Annotated in this window: 13 protein-coding genes; 5 read left to right on the top strand and 8 right to left on the bottom strand. The window is 62.9% G+C overall.

All coding sequences use genetic code 11. The features are described from left to right. Positions 1 to 26: 26 nt before the first annotated feature. On the bottom strand, positions 27 to 1,109 hold the full coding sequence (locus tag LB523_RS00860) for a sugar ABC transporter substrate-binding protein (RefSeq protein ID WP_224523128.1): 1,083 nt from the start codon (positions 1,107 to 1,109) through the stop codon (positions 27 to 29). A 207-nt stretch (positions 1,110 to 1,316) separates the two neighbouring features. On the opposite strand from LB523_RS00860, the gene LB523_RS00855 reads away from it, so the two are divergent. Further along, positions 1,317 to 2,909 (top strand): GMC family oxidoreductase, encoded by a 1,593-nt coding sequence (locus LB523_RS00855; protein ID WP_224600575.1) that lies wholly within the window; start codon positions 1,317 to 1,319, stop codon positions 2,907 to 2,909. Between the two features lie 39 nt (positions 2,910 to 2,948). Here the strand turns inward: LB523_RS00855 and LB523_RS00850 are convergent, their stop codons facing one another. From LB523_RS00850 to LB523_RS00830, 5 genes are all read right to left on the bottom strand, one after another. Continuing rightward, on the bottom strand, positions 2,949 to 3,998 hold the full coding sequence (locus LB523_RS00850; protein WP_224600574.1) for an ABC transporter ATP-binding protein: 1,050 nt from the start codon (positions 3,996 to 3,998) through the stop codon (positions 2,949 to 2,951). A 26-nt stretch (positions 3,999 to 4,024) separates the two neighbouring features. After that, positions 4,025 to 4,765 carry a ribonuclease activity regulator RraA gene (locus LB523_RS00845; RefSeq protein WP_224600982.1) on the bottom strand — a complete coding sequence of 247 codons (741 nt, stop codon included), beginning with the start codon at positions 4,763 to 4,765 and terminating at the stop codon, positions 4,025 to 4,027. A gap of 94 nt (positions 4,766 to 4,859) precedes the next feature. Further along, a complete protein-coding gene (locus LB523_RS00840) occupies positions 4,860 to 5,738 on the bottom strand; it encodes a carbohydrate ABC transporter permease (RefSeq protein WP_224600573.1) in 879 nt (292 codons plus the stop codon). After that, complete coding sequence (locus LB523_RS00835; protein WP_224600572.1) at positions 5,735 to 6,658, bottom strand: carbohydrate ABC transporter permease; 924 nt, start codon at positions 6,656 to 6,658, stop codon at positions 5,735 to 5,737. The genes LB523_RS00840 and LB523_RS00835 overlap by 4 nt, the downstream gene beginning before the upstream one ends. 2 nt (positions 6,659 to 6,660) lie before the next feature. After that, entirely contained in the window at positions 6,661 to 7,941 is a 1,281-nt protein-coding gene (locus tag LB523_RS00830; protein ID WP_224523132.1) for an ABC transporter substrate-binding protein, read from the bottom strand. A 344-nt stretch (positions 7,942 to 8,285) separates the two neighbouring features. On the opposite strand from LB523_RS00830, the gene LB523_RS00825 reads away from it, so the two are divergent. Further along, positions 8,286 to 8,981, top strand: coding sequence for a FadR/GntR family transcriptional regulator (locus LB523_RS00825; RefSeq protein ID WP_224600571.1), 696 nt, complete (start codon positions 8,286 to 8,288; stop codon positions 8,979 to 8,981). Between the two features lie 78 nt (positions 8,982 to 9,059). Here the strand turns inward: LB523_RS00825 and LB523_RS00820 are convergent, their stop codons facing one another. Beyond that, the gene (locus tag LB523_RS00820) at positions 9,060 to 10,046 is read right to left on the bottom strand and encodes an aldo/keto reductase (protein ID WP_224600570.1); all 987 of its coding nucleotides are present in this window, start codon (positions 10,044 to 10,046) and stop codon (positions 9,060 to 9,062) included. A 293-nt stretch (positions 10,047 to 10,339) separates the two neighbouring features. On the opposite strand from LB523_RS00820, the gene LB523_RS00815 reads away from it, so the two are divergent. Both LB523_RS00815 and LB523_RS00810 read left to right on the top strand, forming a co-directional pair. Beyond that, positions 10,340 to 11,497: a mandelate racemase/muconate lactonizing enzyme family protein gene (locus tag LB523_RS00815; protein WP_224600569.1), complete on the top strand. Its 1,158-nt coding sequence runs from the start codon at positions 10,340 to 10,342 to the stop codon at positions 11,495 to 11,497. A 73-nt stretch (positions 11,498 to 11,570) separates the two neighbouring features. Further along, on the top strand, positions 11,571 to 12,455 hold the full coding sequence (locus LB523_RS00810) for an NAD-dependent epimerase/dehydratase family protein (RefSeq protein WP_224600568.1): 885 nt from the start codon (positions 11,571 to 11,573) through the stop codon (positions 12,453 to 12,455). Between the two features lie 357 nt (positions 12,456 to 12,812). Here LB523_RS00810 and LB523_RS00805 read toward each other — a convergent pair whose 3' ends face one another. After that, positions 12,813 to 13,595, bottom strand: a complete 783-nt coding sequence (locus LB523_RS00805; protein WP_140839218.1) for a helix-turn-helix domain-containing protein — start codon at positions 13,593 to 13,595, stop codon at positions 12,813 to 12,815. A gap of 110 nt (positions 13,596 to 13,705) precedes the next feature. On the opposite strand from LB523_RS00805, the gene LB523_RS00800 reads away from it, so the two are divergent. Continuing rightward, positions 13,706 to 15,847: a hydantoinase/oxoprolinase family protein gene (locus tag LB523_RS00800; RefSeq protein ID WP_224600567.1), complete on the top strand. Its 2,142-nt coding sequence runs from the start codon at positions 13,706 to 13,708 to the stop codon at positions 15,845 to 15,847. The last annotated feature ends 7 nt before the right edge of the window (positions 15,848 to 15,854 follow it).

Below are 15,854 nucleotides of genomic sequence, written 5' to 3'. Positions count from 1 at the left end.
GGAGAAGCCGGCCCGCCCCAAACGGGTCAGGCCCGGATCGCTCCGGTCACCCGGCCCCAGAGATCGTTCCAGTCAATCTCGGGCTTCGACTCGACATTGGTCTTGTAATATTCCTCAACATTGTCGTGCGAGATCAGCACCGCCTTGCCGTAGAATTCGCGGTGTTCCGGCGGCTCCTTGGCCGGGTCGAACTTGCCTATCTTGGCGTTGTAGCCGATAGCCAGCCCCATGCCGCCCTGCCAGAACGGATCCGAGGTGATCGTGCAGGCGAACTCGCCGGTGCGCACCGCGTCGACCGCCGTCTTGATGCCGTCGACACCGACGATCGGCACCTTGCCGGCGAGGTTTTCGGCGCGCAGCGCTTCGAGCGCACCGGAGCCCATGTCGTCATTGGCGGCCCAGATGCCCTTGATGTCGTCACCGAAACGGGTCAGCAGATTGCCCATCAGGTCGAAGGCCTCGGTGGATTTCCAGTTTGCGACCTGGAAGTCGAGCAGCTTGATGTCGGGGTTCGCGGCGAGCGCAGCATCGAGGCCCTTCTTGCGTTCAATCGCTGCTGTAGTCGAGATCAGGCCGCCGAGCGCGACGATGCCGCCCTTGCCGCCCATGGCCTTGAACAGAATCTCGGCGATGGTCTTGCCGCTGGCGATGCCGTCGAACTCGATATGCGAGACATAGTTCGGGTTGAAGTCCTTGGGGTGCAGGTCGGCAGGCTTGTTCCACTGCGTCACGACATAGGCGCCGGCCTTGGCGCATGCTTCGACGATCGGGCGCGCGTCGGGCGTGTCGTTGGGATCGGAGTTGAGCACCATGTTGCCGTTGGTCTTGGCCAGCATCGCTTTGATATCGGCGATGCCCTTCTCGCTGTTGCCTTCCGAGACCAGCGTGACGTGCTCCAGCCCGGCCCATTTGGCATAAGCCTCGGCGCCGGTCTTCCACACCGCGTGATAGGGATTGGACAACGAGCGGATCGACGTCACCAGCGTCGGCTTGTCGGCCGCGCGCAGCACATTCGGCATCGCCAGCGTCGCCGCCCCGGCGGCAGCGCCCAGCATCAGCGTCCGGCGGCTCACCCTGCCGGAAAAAACAAGACCATTGCTGTCCTTCATTTCGAACCTCCCGATTGAATTGTTTCCGCCCGGCTCGTGCGCAGGGAGCGCGGCCGGGTCCTCCGGAGACGGGCCGTCAAGTTCCTCTACTTGTACGACAACCCTTCAACACGGCAACCATACCCTTTCTCTTGACGTGGCACAAGCGACTTGAGATCGTCGCGCGTAAAAGCGCGAGGCCGGATTTGCCTCGGCAAGGGAGCGAGAATGGCGGACTATATCATCGTTGGCGGCGGCTCGGCCGGCTGCGTGCTTGCCGCGAGGCTGAGCGAGGATCCAGGCCTGTCCGTCGTCCTGCTCGAGGCCGGGCCGCCCGACACCGACCGATACATCCACATGCCGGTGGGCTTCTTCAAGATGACGTCCGGGCCGCTGATCTGGGGTTATGACGCGGCACCGGGCAAGGAGATCGACGGCCGCGTCATGGTCTACCCGCAGGCGCGCGTGCTCGGCGGCGGCTCCTCGATCAACGCCCAGGTGTTCACGCGCGGCTGCCCACAGGACTATGACGACTGGGCGGCCGACTTCGGCTGCGCGGGATGGAGCTACGCCGATGTGCTGCCATATTTCGTTCGGTCCGAGGGCAACGACACTTTTGCCGGTTCCCAGCACGGCATCGACGGACCGCTCGGCGTTTCCAGCGGCACGCCGCACCCGCTGACCAGGATCTTCGTCAAGGCGGCGCAGCAGGCTGGCCTACCCTTCCGCGCCGACTTCAATGCCGGCGAGCAGGAAGGCGCCGGCTTCTACCAGACGACGACGCGCAATGGCAGGCGCTCGAGCACCGCGGTCGCCTATCTGAAACCGGCGCTCGGCCGCGGGAACCTGACGCTGCGCACCGGCGCCACGGTCAGCCGCGTCGTCGTCGAGAGGGGTCGGGCCGTCGGCGTCGAGATCATCGTCAACGGTCGCGCCAAGTTGCTGCGCGCTGAGCGCGAGGTCATCGTCACCGCCGGCGCCATCGGCTCGCCGAAGCTCCTGATGCTGTCCGGCATCGGCCCTGCCGCGCATCTCGAAAAGCATGGCATCAAAGCTGTGCATGATCTCGCTGGGGTCGGCCAGAATCTACACGATCACATGGACGTGGACGTCGTCGCGGAACTCAACGGGCCGCACGGCATCGACCGCTACAAGAAGAAGCGTTGGCAGGCCGTCGCCGGCCTCGAATATGCACTCTTCGGCAAAGGACCGGTTGCCTCCAACATCGTCGAAGCCGGCGGTTTCTGGTGGGGCGACCGCTCGGAAAAAACGCCAGATATCCAATTTCATTTCCTGCCCGGCGCCGGTGTCGAGGAAGGCATCGGCTCGGTCCCCGGCGGCAATGGCTGCACGTTGAATTCCTACCATGTGCGGCCGCGTTCGCGCGGCAGCGTCACTTTGCGCTCGGCGGATCTGCGCGATGCGCCGGTCATCGATCCCAATCCCTTCGCCGAGCGCTACGACGTCGAACGCGCCATCGACGGCATCGAGATCAGTCGCGAGATCCTCTCTCAGCCGGCCTTCGCCAAATACATCAGCCGCGAGCATTTGCCTGGAGCGGCGACGAAGGGCCGCGCGGCACTCGAAGCCTTTGCCCGCCAGCATGGCCGCAGCGCCTATCACCCGGTCGGCACCTGCCGCATGGGCGGCGATGCCGACAGCGTCGTTGATCCGGAACTGCGCCTGCGCGGGCTGCAAGGCTTACGCGTCTGCGACAGCTCGGTGATGCCACGCATCGTATCATCGAACACCAACGCAGCGGTGATCATGATGGCCGAGAAGGCGGCGGATATGATCACCGGGAAGACACCAGCGGCATAGCTCACTCGAAGCGGGACACTCCGGAGAGGACAGGCTCCCTTAATTTATCCCCCTGCCGCTCTCGGCATCGAACAGGTGCACCTTATTCACCATGATCTCCAGGTTCACCTCCTGATCCGGCTTGAAGGGCGGCCGGCCCCGGATCTCCACCATCAGGTCGACGCCATCGGCGGCTAAGGTGATTTCCTGCGCTTCACCGGTCGGCTCGACCACCTGGACTCTCGCCTTTGCGTGGCTTCCGCCGACAGCGATGTGCTGAGGACGAATCCCGTAAACCACGCCCTGCCTGTCCCCTGTCTCGTGCGGCAAGGGCAGGCGTAGCCCCTGCTCAGCGATGAATGCGCCACTCTGGATGCGACCGTTGATGAGATTCATTTCCGGCGAGCCGATAAAGCCTGCGACGAACAGATTGGCCGGGTTCTCGTAGAGTTCGGAAGGGGTGCCGATCTGTTCGATGCGGCCCTTGTTCAACACCACGATGCGGTCGGCGAGCGTCATTGCTTCTGTCTGGTCATGGGTGACGTAGATGCTGGTTCGTCCCAGCCGTTGGTGCAGCTTCTTGATCTCGGCACGCATCTTCACGCGCAGCTTGGCATCGAGATTGCTGAGCGGCTCGTCGAACAAGAAGGCCGCAGGGTCGCGGACGATGGCGCGGCCCATGGCGACACGCTGGCGCTGGCCGCCGGACAGTTGACGCGGCATGCGCCCGAGCAGGTCCTGCAGACCGAGGATCTCGGCCGCGGCCTTCACTCTGGAAACGATCTCTTCCCGGGGAACCTTGGCCAGCCGCAGCGCGAAGCTCATATTGTCGGCCACGCTCATATGCGGATAGAGGGCATAGCTTTGGAACACCATGGCTATGTCGCGCGACTTGGCCGGCATCTCGTCGACGACGCGTCCGCCGATGCGGATCTCGCCAGTCGTATGCTCTTCGAGCCCCGCGATGATGCGCAGCAACGTCGACTTGCCGCAGCCCGACGGACCGACCAGGACCACGAACTCGCCGCTGGCGATCTCGATGTTGACGTCGCGCAGAACTTCCACCGCCCCGAAGCTCTTGCCGAGCTGTTCTATCTCGATTGCAGACACCTATTCTTCTCCCGTACCGGCACGGCTCATTTTCGTTGAGCCTGCCGCCATGCGCGGTATTCAGCCTCGCCCTCGGGGCTCAACGGGTAGTATTTCCGCAGGTCTCCTCCTTGCGCGAGCCGCAAGCGCGAAAACTCTTCCCACTCGATATGCGCGCCGGCGAGTTCGACCAGTTTGGGGGCAAGGCCGACCGGCACGACGACCACGCCATCGTCGTCGGCGACGATGATATCGCCCGGGATGACCAGCACGTTCGAGCAGGCGATCGGAACGTTGACGGCGAAGGGAACGATGTTGGTCTGGGCATGGAAATTCGGCGTGACGCCCCTCACCCAGATGCCGATGTCGAGCGCAGCCGCCTGGGCGGAATCGCGAATACAGCCGTCGATAACGACGCCGGCGCCGCCACGCCCGGCGAAATAGGTCAGCATCATCTCGCCGAAGATGCCGCTGCCCATGTCGCCACGGGCATCGACCACCACCATGTCGCCGGGCTGAGTGGGATAAAGCACGTGCCGGTGCAGTTGCCGCTCCGGCTCCTCGTATTCCGTCTCGTTGTACAGATCCTCGCGCTTCGGCATGCACTGGAGGGTCAGGGCCGGCCCCGCCGCTGTGCTGCCGAGCCTCAGCGGACGCGGCCCACGGATCTGCGGGTCGCGAATGCCCATCTTGTGGTAAAGCTCGCTGGCCAGTGTCGCCGAACCGATCGCCGCCAGCGCGTCGACCAGTTCTCGTGGCGGCCGGGAAATGTCCGGTATCGCCGGTATCTGGTCAGCTTCCATTCTATTTCCTCCAATGCGCGGCGAGGTGCGAAACCTCGCTAATCGTCACTCAGTTGCATTCAACCTTAGTCGAAGCCGTTCAGCCGCGAACCGCGCCGGTCGTGAGCCCCTTGACCAGCAGCCCCTGGGCAAACCAGACGAACACCAAAGTCGGGATGACCATGAGCACGCCGGCAGCCGACATGGCGCCCCAGTCGATGCCGAACTGCGAGACGAAATTGGTGAGACCGACCGGCAGCGTCTGCGCGGCCTTGCTCGAGGTCAGCGTTAGCGCGAGCAGCAGGTCGTTCCAGGTGAAGAGGAAGGTGATGACAGCGCTGGCGCCGATGCCCGGCGCAATCAGAGGCGCGACGATCTGGACCAGCGTGCGCACGGTGCCGGCGCCATCCGACTGGGCGGCCTCCTCGATCTCTTTCGGCACATCCTGGATGAAGCCCAGAAGCAGCCAAATGGCAACCGGCAGCTTGGCGGCCGTATGGCTGAGGATCAGCGCCCAGACAGTGTCGAGCAGGCCCATGGCGGCGAACACGGCGAAGAGCGGGATAGCAAGCGCGATGACCGGGATCATGCGCATGATCAAAAGCAGCCCGAAGATCAGCATGGCGCCCGGCATCCTGAAGCGCGACAGCGCATAGGCGCAGGGGATGGCCAGCAGATGGACAAGAATGACCGTCGCCACCGAGACAATGACGGTGTTCCAGACATAGCCCATCGTGTCGTACTGGGCGAAAACGGAGACGTACTGCGTCAGCGTCGCTGTCTCGGGGATGACGTGCACCGGAACCGAGAAGATATCGGCCGAGCTTCGGATCGAGGTCAGGAACAGCCACACCAGCGGAAAGACGGTGAGCGCGACTGTGACGACTAGCGCCAAATACTGACCGGCGATTCCCGCCGTGAACCGGCGGCGCCGGCGCTTTGGCATGGAACGTGCGCTGACGATGACAGCTTCGCTCATATCGCCCTCCGTTTCGCAATCAGCCACGGCACTCCGTAGAGCAGGGCGAGCACGAACAGCGACATGCCCAGCGCGATGTAGGAGACCGCCGCCGCGTGTCCGAAATCCACCGCCTGAAACGCCAGCAGGTAGGAATAGACCCTGAGCAGATTGGTGGCGCCGCCCGGGCCGCCCTGCGTCATCAGCCAGACGACGTCGAAGGTGCGGAAGGTGTCGATGATGCGCAGCATCAGCGCGATCATGATGACCGGGCGCATCAGCGGCAGAACGATGTGCCAGAAGCGCTGCCACGGCGTCGCGCCATCCACCGTGGCTGCCTCGAGCGGCTCCTGCGGCAGGGATTGCAGGCCGGCAAGGAACAGAAGCACCATCAGTGGCGTGTTCTGCCAGACATCGGCGACGATCACCGAGACGAGCGCCCAGGTCGGGTGGTTGAGCCACGGAATGTCAGGCAGGTTGAACATGCGCAGCAGCGCATCGACCAAGCCGTATTGGGTGTTGAACAGCCATCGGAAGTTCAGGCCGACGACGGCGGGCGCAATCATCGGCGGAACCAAAAGCAACGTGCGCGCAAGCCGCATGCCGCGCAATTTGCCGTTGACCAGCACGGCGATCGCCATGCCAGCCACCACTTCGATCGTGATGGAAACGACGCTGAAAATGGTCTGGTTTCGCAGCGCCTGGTTGAACTGGCGGCCAAAGAGCCCGTCGGTGTAGTTTCCCGTTCCGATGAATGGCGCCGACCCGCTCAGATCCCAGCGGAAGAAGCTCATGACGAAGGAGTATCCGAGCGGATAGATCAGGATGGCTAGCATGACGAGAAGCGCCGGGCTGGCCAGGAGGTAACCTCTCTGCCAGGTGTAGGGCAGCGGCGAACGTCGCCGGCGCCCTGGCGCCCGGTGCTGTGCGACGGCCGCCATTCTCAGTCGTAAGCTCCGGCCCGGCGCATGATCTCTTCCGCCTCCTTCGCCGCCTGATTGAGCGAGTCGGCGGGCGAAACCTGATCTGACAGGGCTTGCTCGATGGCCGAGAACATCAAGGTGCAGACCTTCGAGAAGCCGGCGAGCTTGGGCCATTCCTTACCGTTCGCGATCGTCGTCTCGAGCTGCTGCAGCCAAGTGGCCTGCGGGCCCTTGGCCGCAGCGATCACTTCCTTGGCCAGACTCTGGCTGCTCGGGAAGTTGGTGAACTGGTCGAACTGGAGCCGCTGGGCGTCGGTACTGACCGTGTATTTGATGAACTCGACGGCGGGTTCCTTGCGTCCGGATTGGCCGTTCAGCGCCATGGCATGCGAGATGGCGCATGAGATCGCCTCCTTGTCCCGCACATAGGGCGCCGTCGACCATTTACCGACGACGCGCGAGGTTTCCGGATTGGACAGGGTGGCGAAGGCGCCCGGCCAATCGAAAGTGGCATAGACCGTACCGGACGAGAATTCGGTCGAGTTCTCGTTCCATTGATAGCCAACGGCGTCGGGCGGCACGATTTTGTGCTTCTGGATCAGATCGCGATAGAAGGTGAGCGCCTTGATGCCGGCTTCGGAATTGAACGCCGGCTTGTTGGCCTGGTCGACCCAGTCGCCGCCTGCCTGCCAAAGCAGGTCGCTGAAGGTGCGCTGGGCGGGGTCCCCCTGCCCCGGCACGACAAGGCCATAGTGCCCGTTGCCAGTGAGTTTTAGCCCGACATCGACGAGTTCTTCCCAGGTTCCGGCCGGCTTCAGGCCCTTCTCTTGATAGATGTCGCTGCGGTAATACTGAACGCGCGCATCCATGTTGCGCGGAATCGCCGCCAGATTTCCGGTCTTGGGATCGCGCAGGTATTTAACCGCGACGGGATAGAAGTCTGCCAGCTCGGAGTCGCTGAAATAGCTGTTCAGCGGCGCGAAATGGTTGAAGTAGGAATCGATCTGCGCGGTGTGGGTGCTGTAGACATCGTACTGGCTCGACCGTGCCGCGCTCAACGTGACCACCTTCGCCGTCAGGGGCGTGAATTCCAGGAGGTCGTAGCGAACCTTGATGCCGGTCTTGGCGGTGAAGTCCTGGACGATCTTCTCCCAATATTTGGGATAGAGCGGGCCGCCCGTGATCAGCAATGCGGTGATCTCTTTAGCGTCTGCCCTGGCAACCCACGGCGCGGCAAGCGAGCCGGCCGTCACCGCCGCGCTCGCGGCAAGGAATTTGCGTCTCGATAAGGTTCCGGACATCACAATCTCCTCCTGGTTTGATGGATCGGTCCGTCCAGGGACGGCCGACGACTTTCGCCCTCGACAGTCCGCCGGCGTGCTCCTCCCGCGGCGAGACTGCCTGTATGGGTTCCCGGACGACGCTTGCGAGCCTCCGGGCGATCGGGCACTTGCGCTCCAACACGCCTCAGTTGGTAAGGCGTATCGATCTTGATCTCGGACGGCGGCAACAGGGCACGGCGACTGGACACCGCTCGATCCCTTTCCGCAGGCCGTGTTATAGGCTAGTGAGCGTTTTTATGAGATAAGTTGACTGCATATCTAGCTATCAGCCTATAAGCTTATCAGACAAGTGGATGTTAGTGATGGATACCGTCGAGGTCAAGCTTCAAACTTTGCCCAAGCAGGTAGCTGGTGTGCTGGCGCGACGCATCGCCGGCAGCGGTGTCGCGGGCGCCCAGGGGCCGTCGGAACAGCAGATCCTTCAGGAGTTCGGGGTCTCGCGCGCGGTTGCGCGAGAGGCGCTGAAGATCCTGGCGTCGCTCGATATGATCGAGATCGCGCAGGGACGGCGCGTGGTGCTGCGCCCCGCCGAGGAGTGGGATTACCTCAGCCCATTGCTCATCGACTGGCTGCCGCCCGAGCAGATGCGCGAGATCCTGGCCGAAGCGCACGCGACGCGGATAATCATCGAGCCGGCGATCGCCGCCATCGCGGCCAAGCACATGACCAAGGAGAACCTCGAGCGTCTCGGCACCTTGCTGGCGGCGATGTCGGCGAGCGAAGACAATCCGGATGCCTATCTGAAGCTCGATCTGGATTTCCACATGGAGATTTGCCGGGCAGCGCAGAACAGGATTCTCGACCGCTTCATGTATTCGTCTCGGTGGTGGCAGATGGCAAGCAGGCGCATCAGCAATCAGATGCCGCATGCGCTCCCCTCGGCAACCGAAATGCACAGGGCAATCTACGAGGCGCTCGTGGCGCGCGATGAAAAGCGAGCCGAAGAAGCGATGCGCCGGCACCTCAAGAAAACCACCGCGGTCGGCTTGCCTCGGTGAAGAAGCAGCGCAGCCAGCATTTGCGCTGGCCGCGCCGCAGCGTGCCGGGAGGACAGGGCGTTGAATTGAGAGGGGGCCCTAGGCCCTCTTCGCTTGTTGTTCCTGGCGCTGGCGTGCGCGGAAACCGAACATGTCGCCCTTGTCCTTGATTTCCGCCCAGATCGGGGCCGTGATCCTGTCGATGGCGGCAATGTCCGCGTCGGAGATCGTCCAGCCGGCGCTCTCGACGTTTTCCTCCAGCTCCTTGACGGTGCGGGCGCCGACCAGCGGCGAGCTGACGCCCGGCCTGCTGGTGAGCCACTGGATCGCAAGCTGCGGAACCGTCTTGCCGTAGCGCGCCGCGATCGGCTTGAGGAGGTCGACGGCATTCACCGCCCGCTCATAGGTGCCCGGCTGGAACAGCACCGTTGTGCGCCGCTCATCGCCCTCGACGAATTTCGTGTCCGGTGACAGCGTGCCGGTGAGCAGTCCCTGAGCCAGGCCGCTGTATGGCATGACGCCGATATTGTGCTTGCGGCAATAGGGCAGCGTTTCGGCCTCAACCTCGCGCCAGAGCATGTTGTAGGGCGGCTGCAGCACGTCGATGACGCCATGTTGGCGGGCGCTGTCCATGTCGGCGGTGTTGAAATTCGAGACGCCGACCGCCTTGATCCGTCCTGACGCGCGCAGCCGCTCCATCATCTCCATGGTCGGGCCGATCGGAAACTCCGAGTTCGGCCAGTGGACGAAATAGACGTCGACATGGTCTGTCTGCATGCGCTTCAGCGAACCGTCGAGCGCCGCCTCTATCGCGGCGGGTTCCAGATGATTGGGCGCGACCTTGGTCGCGATGACGGCCTTGTCGCGACGGCCGGCCAGTGCCTCGCCGACGACTTCCTCGGCATGGCCGTGTCCATAGGCCTCGGCCGTATCGATTAGCGTGATGCCAAGCTCGAGCGCGCGTCGGATCACCCGGATCGATTCCTTATCGTCGGCCGCGCCCCAAAACGCGCCCGACATGCCCCAAGTCCCAAGTCCGATTTCCGATACCTTGACCGGCGACGATCCCAGCTGTCGCTGTTGCATCCTGTTCCTCCCGATTGCCGGCATATATGGGCCATGGCCCTGCCGTTACCCAATTTATACGCTTATATACTCGTCTAACAAGTGCGTTCTCCGGGAATCGCAATTCGTCGCCAAAAACCGCAAATTCCCAAATAATTCAAGGTAAGGCGGGAGGCTCTGAAGCCGGCTGACGCAAAATCTCTCAAAGGGGGTTTACGCCTTATTCGGCAATCGTGTATGCTTATTAGACAAGTTGGCATTTAGCCAGAATTGTATGCTGTAAAGTGCGACGCCATTACGGGGAGAAGGATCCGATGAAGATCGTGGATATCAAGACAGCGGTCGTCGCCTATCACGGCAAGGCGACGCTGATCCGGATCGATACGGACGCCGGTATCTCCGGTTATGGCGAAGCCAACCCCGATGCAGGTGCCGCCGCAATCGTCGGGCTGATTTCGGAACTGAAGTCGGAATTGATCGGCCAGGATCCGCGCAATGTCGAATATTGCTGGGACAAGATCCGCCGCGATCACGTGTTTTCCGGCGCGCAGGCCGGCGTCTTTCTCATCGCCCTCACCGGGCTCGAAATGGCGCTGTGGGACGTGGCGGCGAAAGCCGCCGGCCAGCCGCTCTACCGCATGTTCGGCGGCAAGTTCCGCGACCGGATAAGGCTCTACGCCGATTGCGGCGACGGCGATGACGAATCGGGATCGCCGCAGGGCTGTGCGGCGCGCGCGCGCCGCATGGTTGAGGAGGGCTTCACCGCGCTCAAGTTCGACATCGACAATCTGCACCATCCAACGAAATTCGACCGGATGAACCACACCATCAACGGCGCGGAACTCCGCTTCATGGTGGAGCGTGTGGCGGCGGTGCGCGAAGCGGTCGGCCCCGACATCGATCTCTGCATCGATTTGCATGCGCGCTACGACGTGCTGAGCGCCAGCCGTATCGCCGCCGAGATGGAGCGCTTCAATCTTCTGTGGCTCGAAGAGCCGATCCCGGCGGAAAATGTCGAGGCTCTAAAGCAGATCAGAATGCGTACGAAAACGCCGATCTGCGTCGGTGAAAACCTCTATCTGCGCTGGGGCTTTCGCGAGTTGTTCCAGAATTACGGGGCCGACGTCGTCATGCCCGATGTGCCGAAATGCGGCGGCCTTGCGGAAAGCCGCAAGATCGCCAACCTCGCCGAGATGTATTATGTGCCCTTCGCGCCGCATCTGGTGTCGACGCCGCTGGGCACGATGGCGACCTGCCATGTCTGCGCCAGTGTGCCGAACTTCCTGGTGCTGGAATGGCACGCGCTCGAGGAACGGCACGCGTGGGACAGCTATGTCCGCCTGCCGGACGGCGCAAGGTCCATCGTCGAGGACGGCCATATCGCGGTGTCCGACGTTCCCGGCATCGGCGTCGAGCTCGACATGGATGGTGTGTGCAAGCACGCGGTTCCTGGCTTCGGCATTTTTGAGTAGCGGATGATCGGATGGAGACTCTTCTGGCCGGGCGCTGCGCTGCTCGGCAAAAAGAGACCGTCAGGAGGAGGCCATGGGCAAGCGGATCGTTTTCACCGGCGGCAGCGGCAAGATCGGCCGCCACGTCATACCTTATCTGCTGAAACGCGGGCATCAGGTCCTCAACCTCGACCTGACTCCGCTCGACGTGCCGGGCGTCGACACCGTCATCACCGACCTTGCCGACGCCGGCGAAGCCTACAATGCACTGACGCTGCATTTCGGGTTCAATGAATATTTCGGCGGCAAGGGCCGCCGGCCGGTCGATGCGGTGGTCCATTTCGCGGCGCTGCCGCGGATATTCCTGCGGCCGGACAACGCCATGTTCGCCGCCAATGTGCAGTCGACCTACAATGTGGTCGAGGCCGCCACCAAGCTCGGCATACGCAAGATCGTCACGGCTTCCAGCGAGACGGTCTATGGCGTCTGCTTTGCCGAAGGCGAACGCGATTTCAAGTCGTTTCCGATGGATGAGGACTACGACGCCGATCCGACCGACAGCTACGGCCTTTCCAAACTGCTAGGCGAGAAGATCGCGCGGTCTTTCGCCTCTCGCACCGGAGCCGACATTTATGCCCTGCGGATCGGTGGCGTCGTCGAGCCGAAGGACTATGCCCGCTTTCCGGAATTCCTGGCCGATCCCTCGAAGCGGCGGCGCGACGCCTGGACCTATATGGACGTGCGCGATCTCGGTCAGATCGTCGACCTGTGCGTCGAGAGGGACGGCTTGGGATTCCAGATATTCAACGCCGTCAACGACACCATCGTGTCTGAATTGCCGACGGCGGAGTTTCTCAGGAAGCATGTGCCCAACATACCGGTCACCCGCGCCATGGACGCATTTGAGGGACCGATCTCCAACCGGAAGCTGCGCGACGTCCTTGGGTTCCGGCAAGAGTATGACTGGCGGACACAGTGACCCGATCGTGCCCCACGGGCAGCGGCGACCGGCTTGATAGAGCCACTACATCCGGCTGATCTCTGACCAGCTCGTTCCAGGCGTCAGGCCGGTGACAAGCCACCCAGGCCGAATGTCGCGCCGTATCACAATCGGCAGAGCGTCAACATGATTTCTCTTCCGAGCTTACTCGCGATGAAGGTACCTCTCACCTCGGGCAAGGTCCGTCCGCGCAGTCAGTTCTTGTCGAGATCGAGAGATTTACAGCGACTAACCTGTAGGGACGTTTCCACCCCCGGAAGTCAAAGGATAAGCTGCGGTCGGCGTTTGGGCTGCAAGCGGGCCGGCAGCGATTTCGCTGCTCCTGACCGATGTCAGCTACGCTGCTGGACCCAGATGTTGGAAGAACTGCAGGAACAATTCACGCTCGGTGGTGATGTCGAGCTTTTCATAGATGCGGCGGCGGTGGTTCTTCACCGTGCCGACGGTGATGCCGAGCCGCTCGGCAATGTTGGCGGTGGGATGGCCGGCGAGGATGAGCTGCACCAGTTCGCGCTCGCGCGATGAAAGCTCGGGCCAGAGGCTTTCCGGAATTCTGGGCTTCTGCTGCGGCGAGGCGCCGGGACCACTGGGCGCCGAGGTGCGGGAGAAGTCTGAGCCGCGTGCTTTGATGTCCAGCGCATGCAGCGCCTCGAACACCGGCAATCGCTCGGTGAGCAGCGCGATCTCGCTGTCCTTGAACGACACCGTCGAGCGGTCGAGGAAGATGCCGAGGCACCAGTCGCCGCCATCGGCCAGCATGATGCCGACCTCGTCGCAGATTTCCGACTGCGCCAGGAAACCGGCTATGTACTGCCCGCGTTTGGCCTCCTCGTTGGCCAGACCTTTCAGCGGCATGATGCCTAGCCGGCGCTGGCTGCGCCACGAGGCATAGAACGGATCGAAGACGTAGTAATTGTCGAGATAGCGCCGCACCATCTCGTCGGAGAAGCGCCGGTGCTTGACGAATTCCGGCGTCTTGGTCGCCGAGTAGCGCGTCACCGTCACCAGGTCATGCGCGATGTCGGCGCCGATCAGGTCGATCAGGCAGTCGACATGCCGGTCGGTGCCGGTGGCGGCGATCGCTTTGGCCAGCGGCGCCCAGATGTTGCCCATGCGCATGCCCTTTTCTCGGCGAACCCGGCCCAAGCGTCATTGTGTCTTTAGGCATATGGCGCGATCCGGCTTTGGGAATCTAGCCTGCGGTCACTCTCGGCAAGGGAAAGCGACCCGTGGACCAGATTACCACCAACCCAATCGTCATCGGCATCGACGCCGGTGGCACCATGACCGACACGATCCTTGTCGATCAGGACGGCCACTTCAAGATCGGCAAGTCGGCGACCACTCCGAAGAACGAGGCCGAGGGCTTCCTCGCCTCCGCCGAGGATGCGGCCGATGCCTGGGGCATCTCGCTGCAGGACCTGTTCTCAGGCGTCAATGTCGTGCTCTATTCCGGCACCGGCATGCTCAACACGCTGTTGTCGCGCACCGGCCGCAAGCTCGGGCTGATCACCACCAAGGGCCTCGAGGACATGATCCTGATGGGGCGCGGCCTGCAGGCCTGGGCCGACTATTCCTATGCCGACCGCCTGCACGCGGTCACCCATCACCATCCCGATCCGCTGGTACCGCGCCGCCGCACCCATGGCGTCACCGAGCGCATCGACCAGTTCGGCGACGTCATCCTGCCGCTCTACGAGCACGAGGTGCATGCGGCCGCCAAGAAGCTGATTGCCGACAAGGTCGAGGCGATCTGCATCATGACCATCTTCTCTCACGTCAATCCGGCGCATGAGAAACGCATTGCCGAGATCTGCCGCGAGGAGATCGCCACCGCCGGCGCCGACATCCTCGTCTACACCAGCCATGAGGTGCGTCCGGTCATCCGCGAGCAGTCGCGGCTGAACTCGGTGCTGATCGAGGCCTACGCCACTTCGCGCGGCCGCAAGCAGCTCAAGGGCATTGAGGACGTCTCCAAGAAATACGGCTTCAAATATGGCGTGCAGACGCTGCTCTCCTTCGGTGGCCTGACCTCGATCGACCATCCGCGCCTGCACGAGACGATGATCTCCGGGCCGATCGGCGGCATTCTCGGCGCGGCCTATGTCGGCAAGCTGATTGGCAACGACTCGCTAATCTGCTCGGATATGGGCGGCACGTCCTTCGACATGGGCGTCATCACGCGCGGCCAGACGCGGATCGAGAACGAGCCGCTGATGGACCGCTTCAAGCTCAACGTGCCGACGCTGCATCTCGACACGATCGGCGCTGGCGCCGGCATGATCCTGAAGGTCGACCCGCTGACCCGAAAAGTCTCGCTCGGACCGGAAAGCGCCGGTTCCGATCCCGGCCCGATCTGCTTCGCCAAGGGCGGCACCGAACCAACCATCGCCGATTGCGATGCTATCCTCGGCCGCTTGAACCCGCACTACTTCCTTGGCGGCAAGGTCGTGCTGCAGGTCGAGAAGGCGCGCAAAGCCTTCGAGGAGAAATGCGCCCGCGTGCTCGGCGTCGGTGTCGAGGAAGCTGCCGAAGGCATGATCGACATGCTGGAGGCCGACGCTAACAATGCGCTCCGCCGCGTCATCTCCGGCCAGGGCATTCACCCCTCGGAATTCACGCTTCTGTCCTATGGCGGCTCGGGGCCATTGCACCTCGCCGGCTGCTCCAGGGGCATCGGCTTCAAGGACATCATCACCTTCCAGTTCGCCGCAGCCTTCTCGGCCTTCGGCTGCACCACGGCCGATTTCATGCGCCGCCATTCGGTGTCGACGCAGATCGACATCGGCGCCCGCGCCAGCGATGACGAATTGCAGGCCTTTGGTAAGAAGGTGACCAATGTCTGGGACGATCTCACCAAGGCTGCGGTCGACGAAATGATCGCCGACGGCCACAGCCACGACAAGATCAAGACCGTGCCGTTCCTGATGATGCGCTACACCGGCCAGCTCGAGGACGTCGAGGTCATGGCGCCGCTGTCGGCGGTTCGCTCGGCCGACGACATGCGCAAGGTCATCGCCGAGTTCGAGGCGGTCTATGCCAAGGTCAACCACCGCGTCTCGCGCTACGGCGAGGCCGGCTTCTCGATCACCGAGCTCGGGCTGATCGCCACCGCCGACAAGGTCAAGCCGATGCTGGTCAAGCGGCCGCTCGGCAAATCCGATCCGGCGTCCGCCCACAAGGGCGTGCGCGAGGCCTATATCGGGGGCCGCTGGCACAAGGCGAATCTCTACGAGATGGACTTGCTGCAACCCGGCCACGAAGTTGTCGGCCCCGCCATCATCGAACATCCGGCGACGACGCTCGTCGTCCATCCGCAGGATCGCGTCCATGTCGATGAATGGACGCTGCTGCACTACACTCACGCTTGAGAAGGGC

The sequence above is a fragment of the Mesorhizobium sp. ESP-6-4 genome (assembly GCF_020164735.1).
Classification (GTDB): Bacteria; Pseudomonadota; Alphaproteobacteria; order Rhizobiales; family Rhizobiaceae; genus Mesorhizobium.
This window is presented reverse-complemented; position numbering and strand designations above follow the sequence as displayed.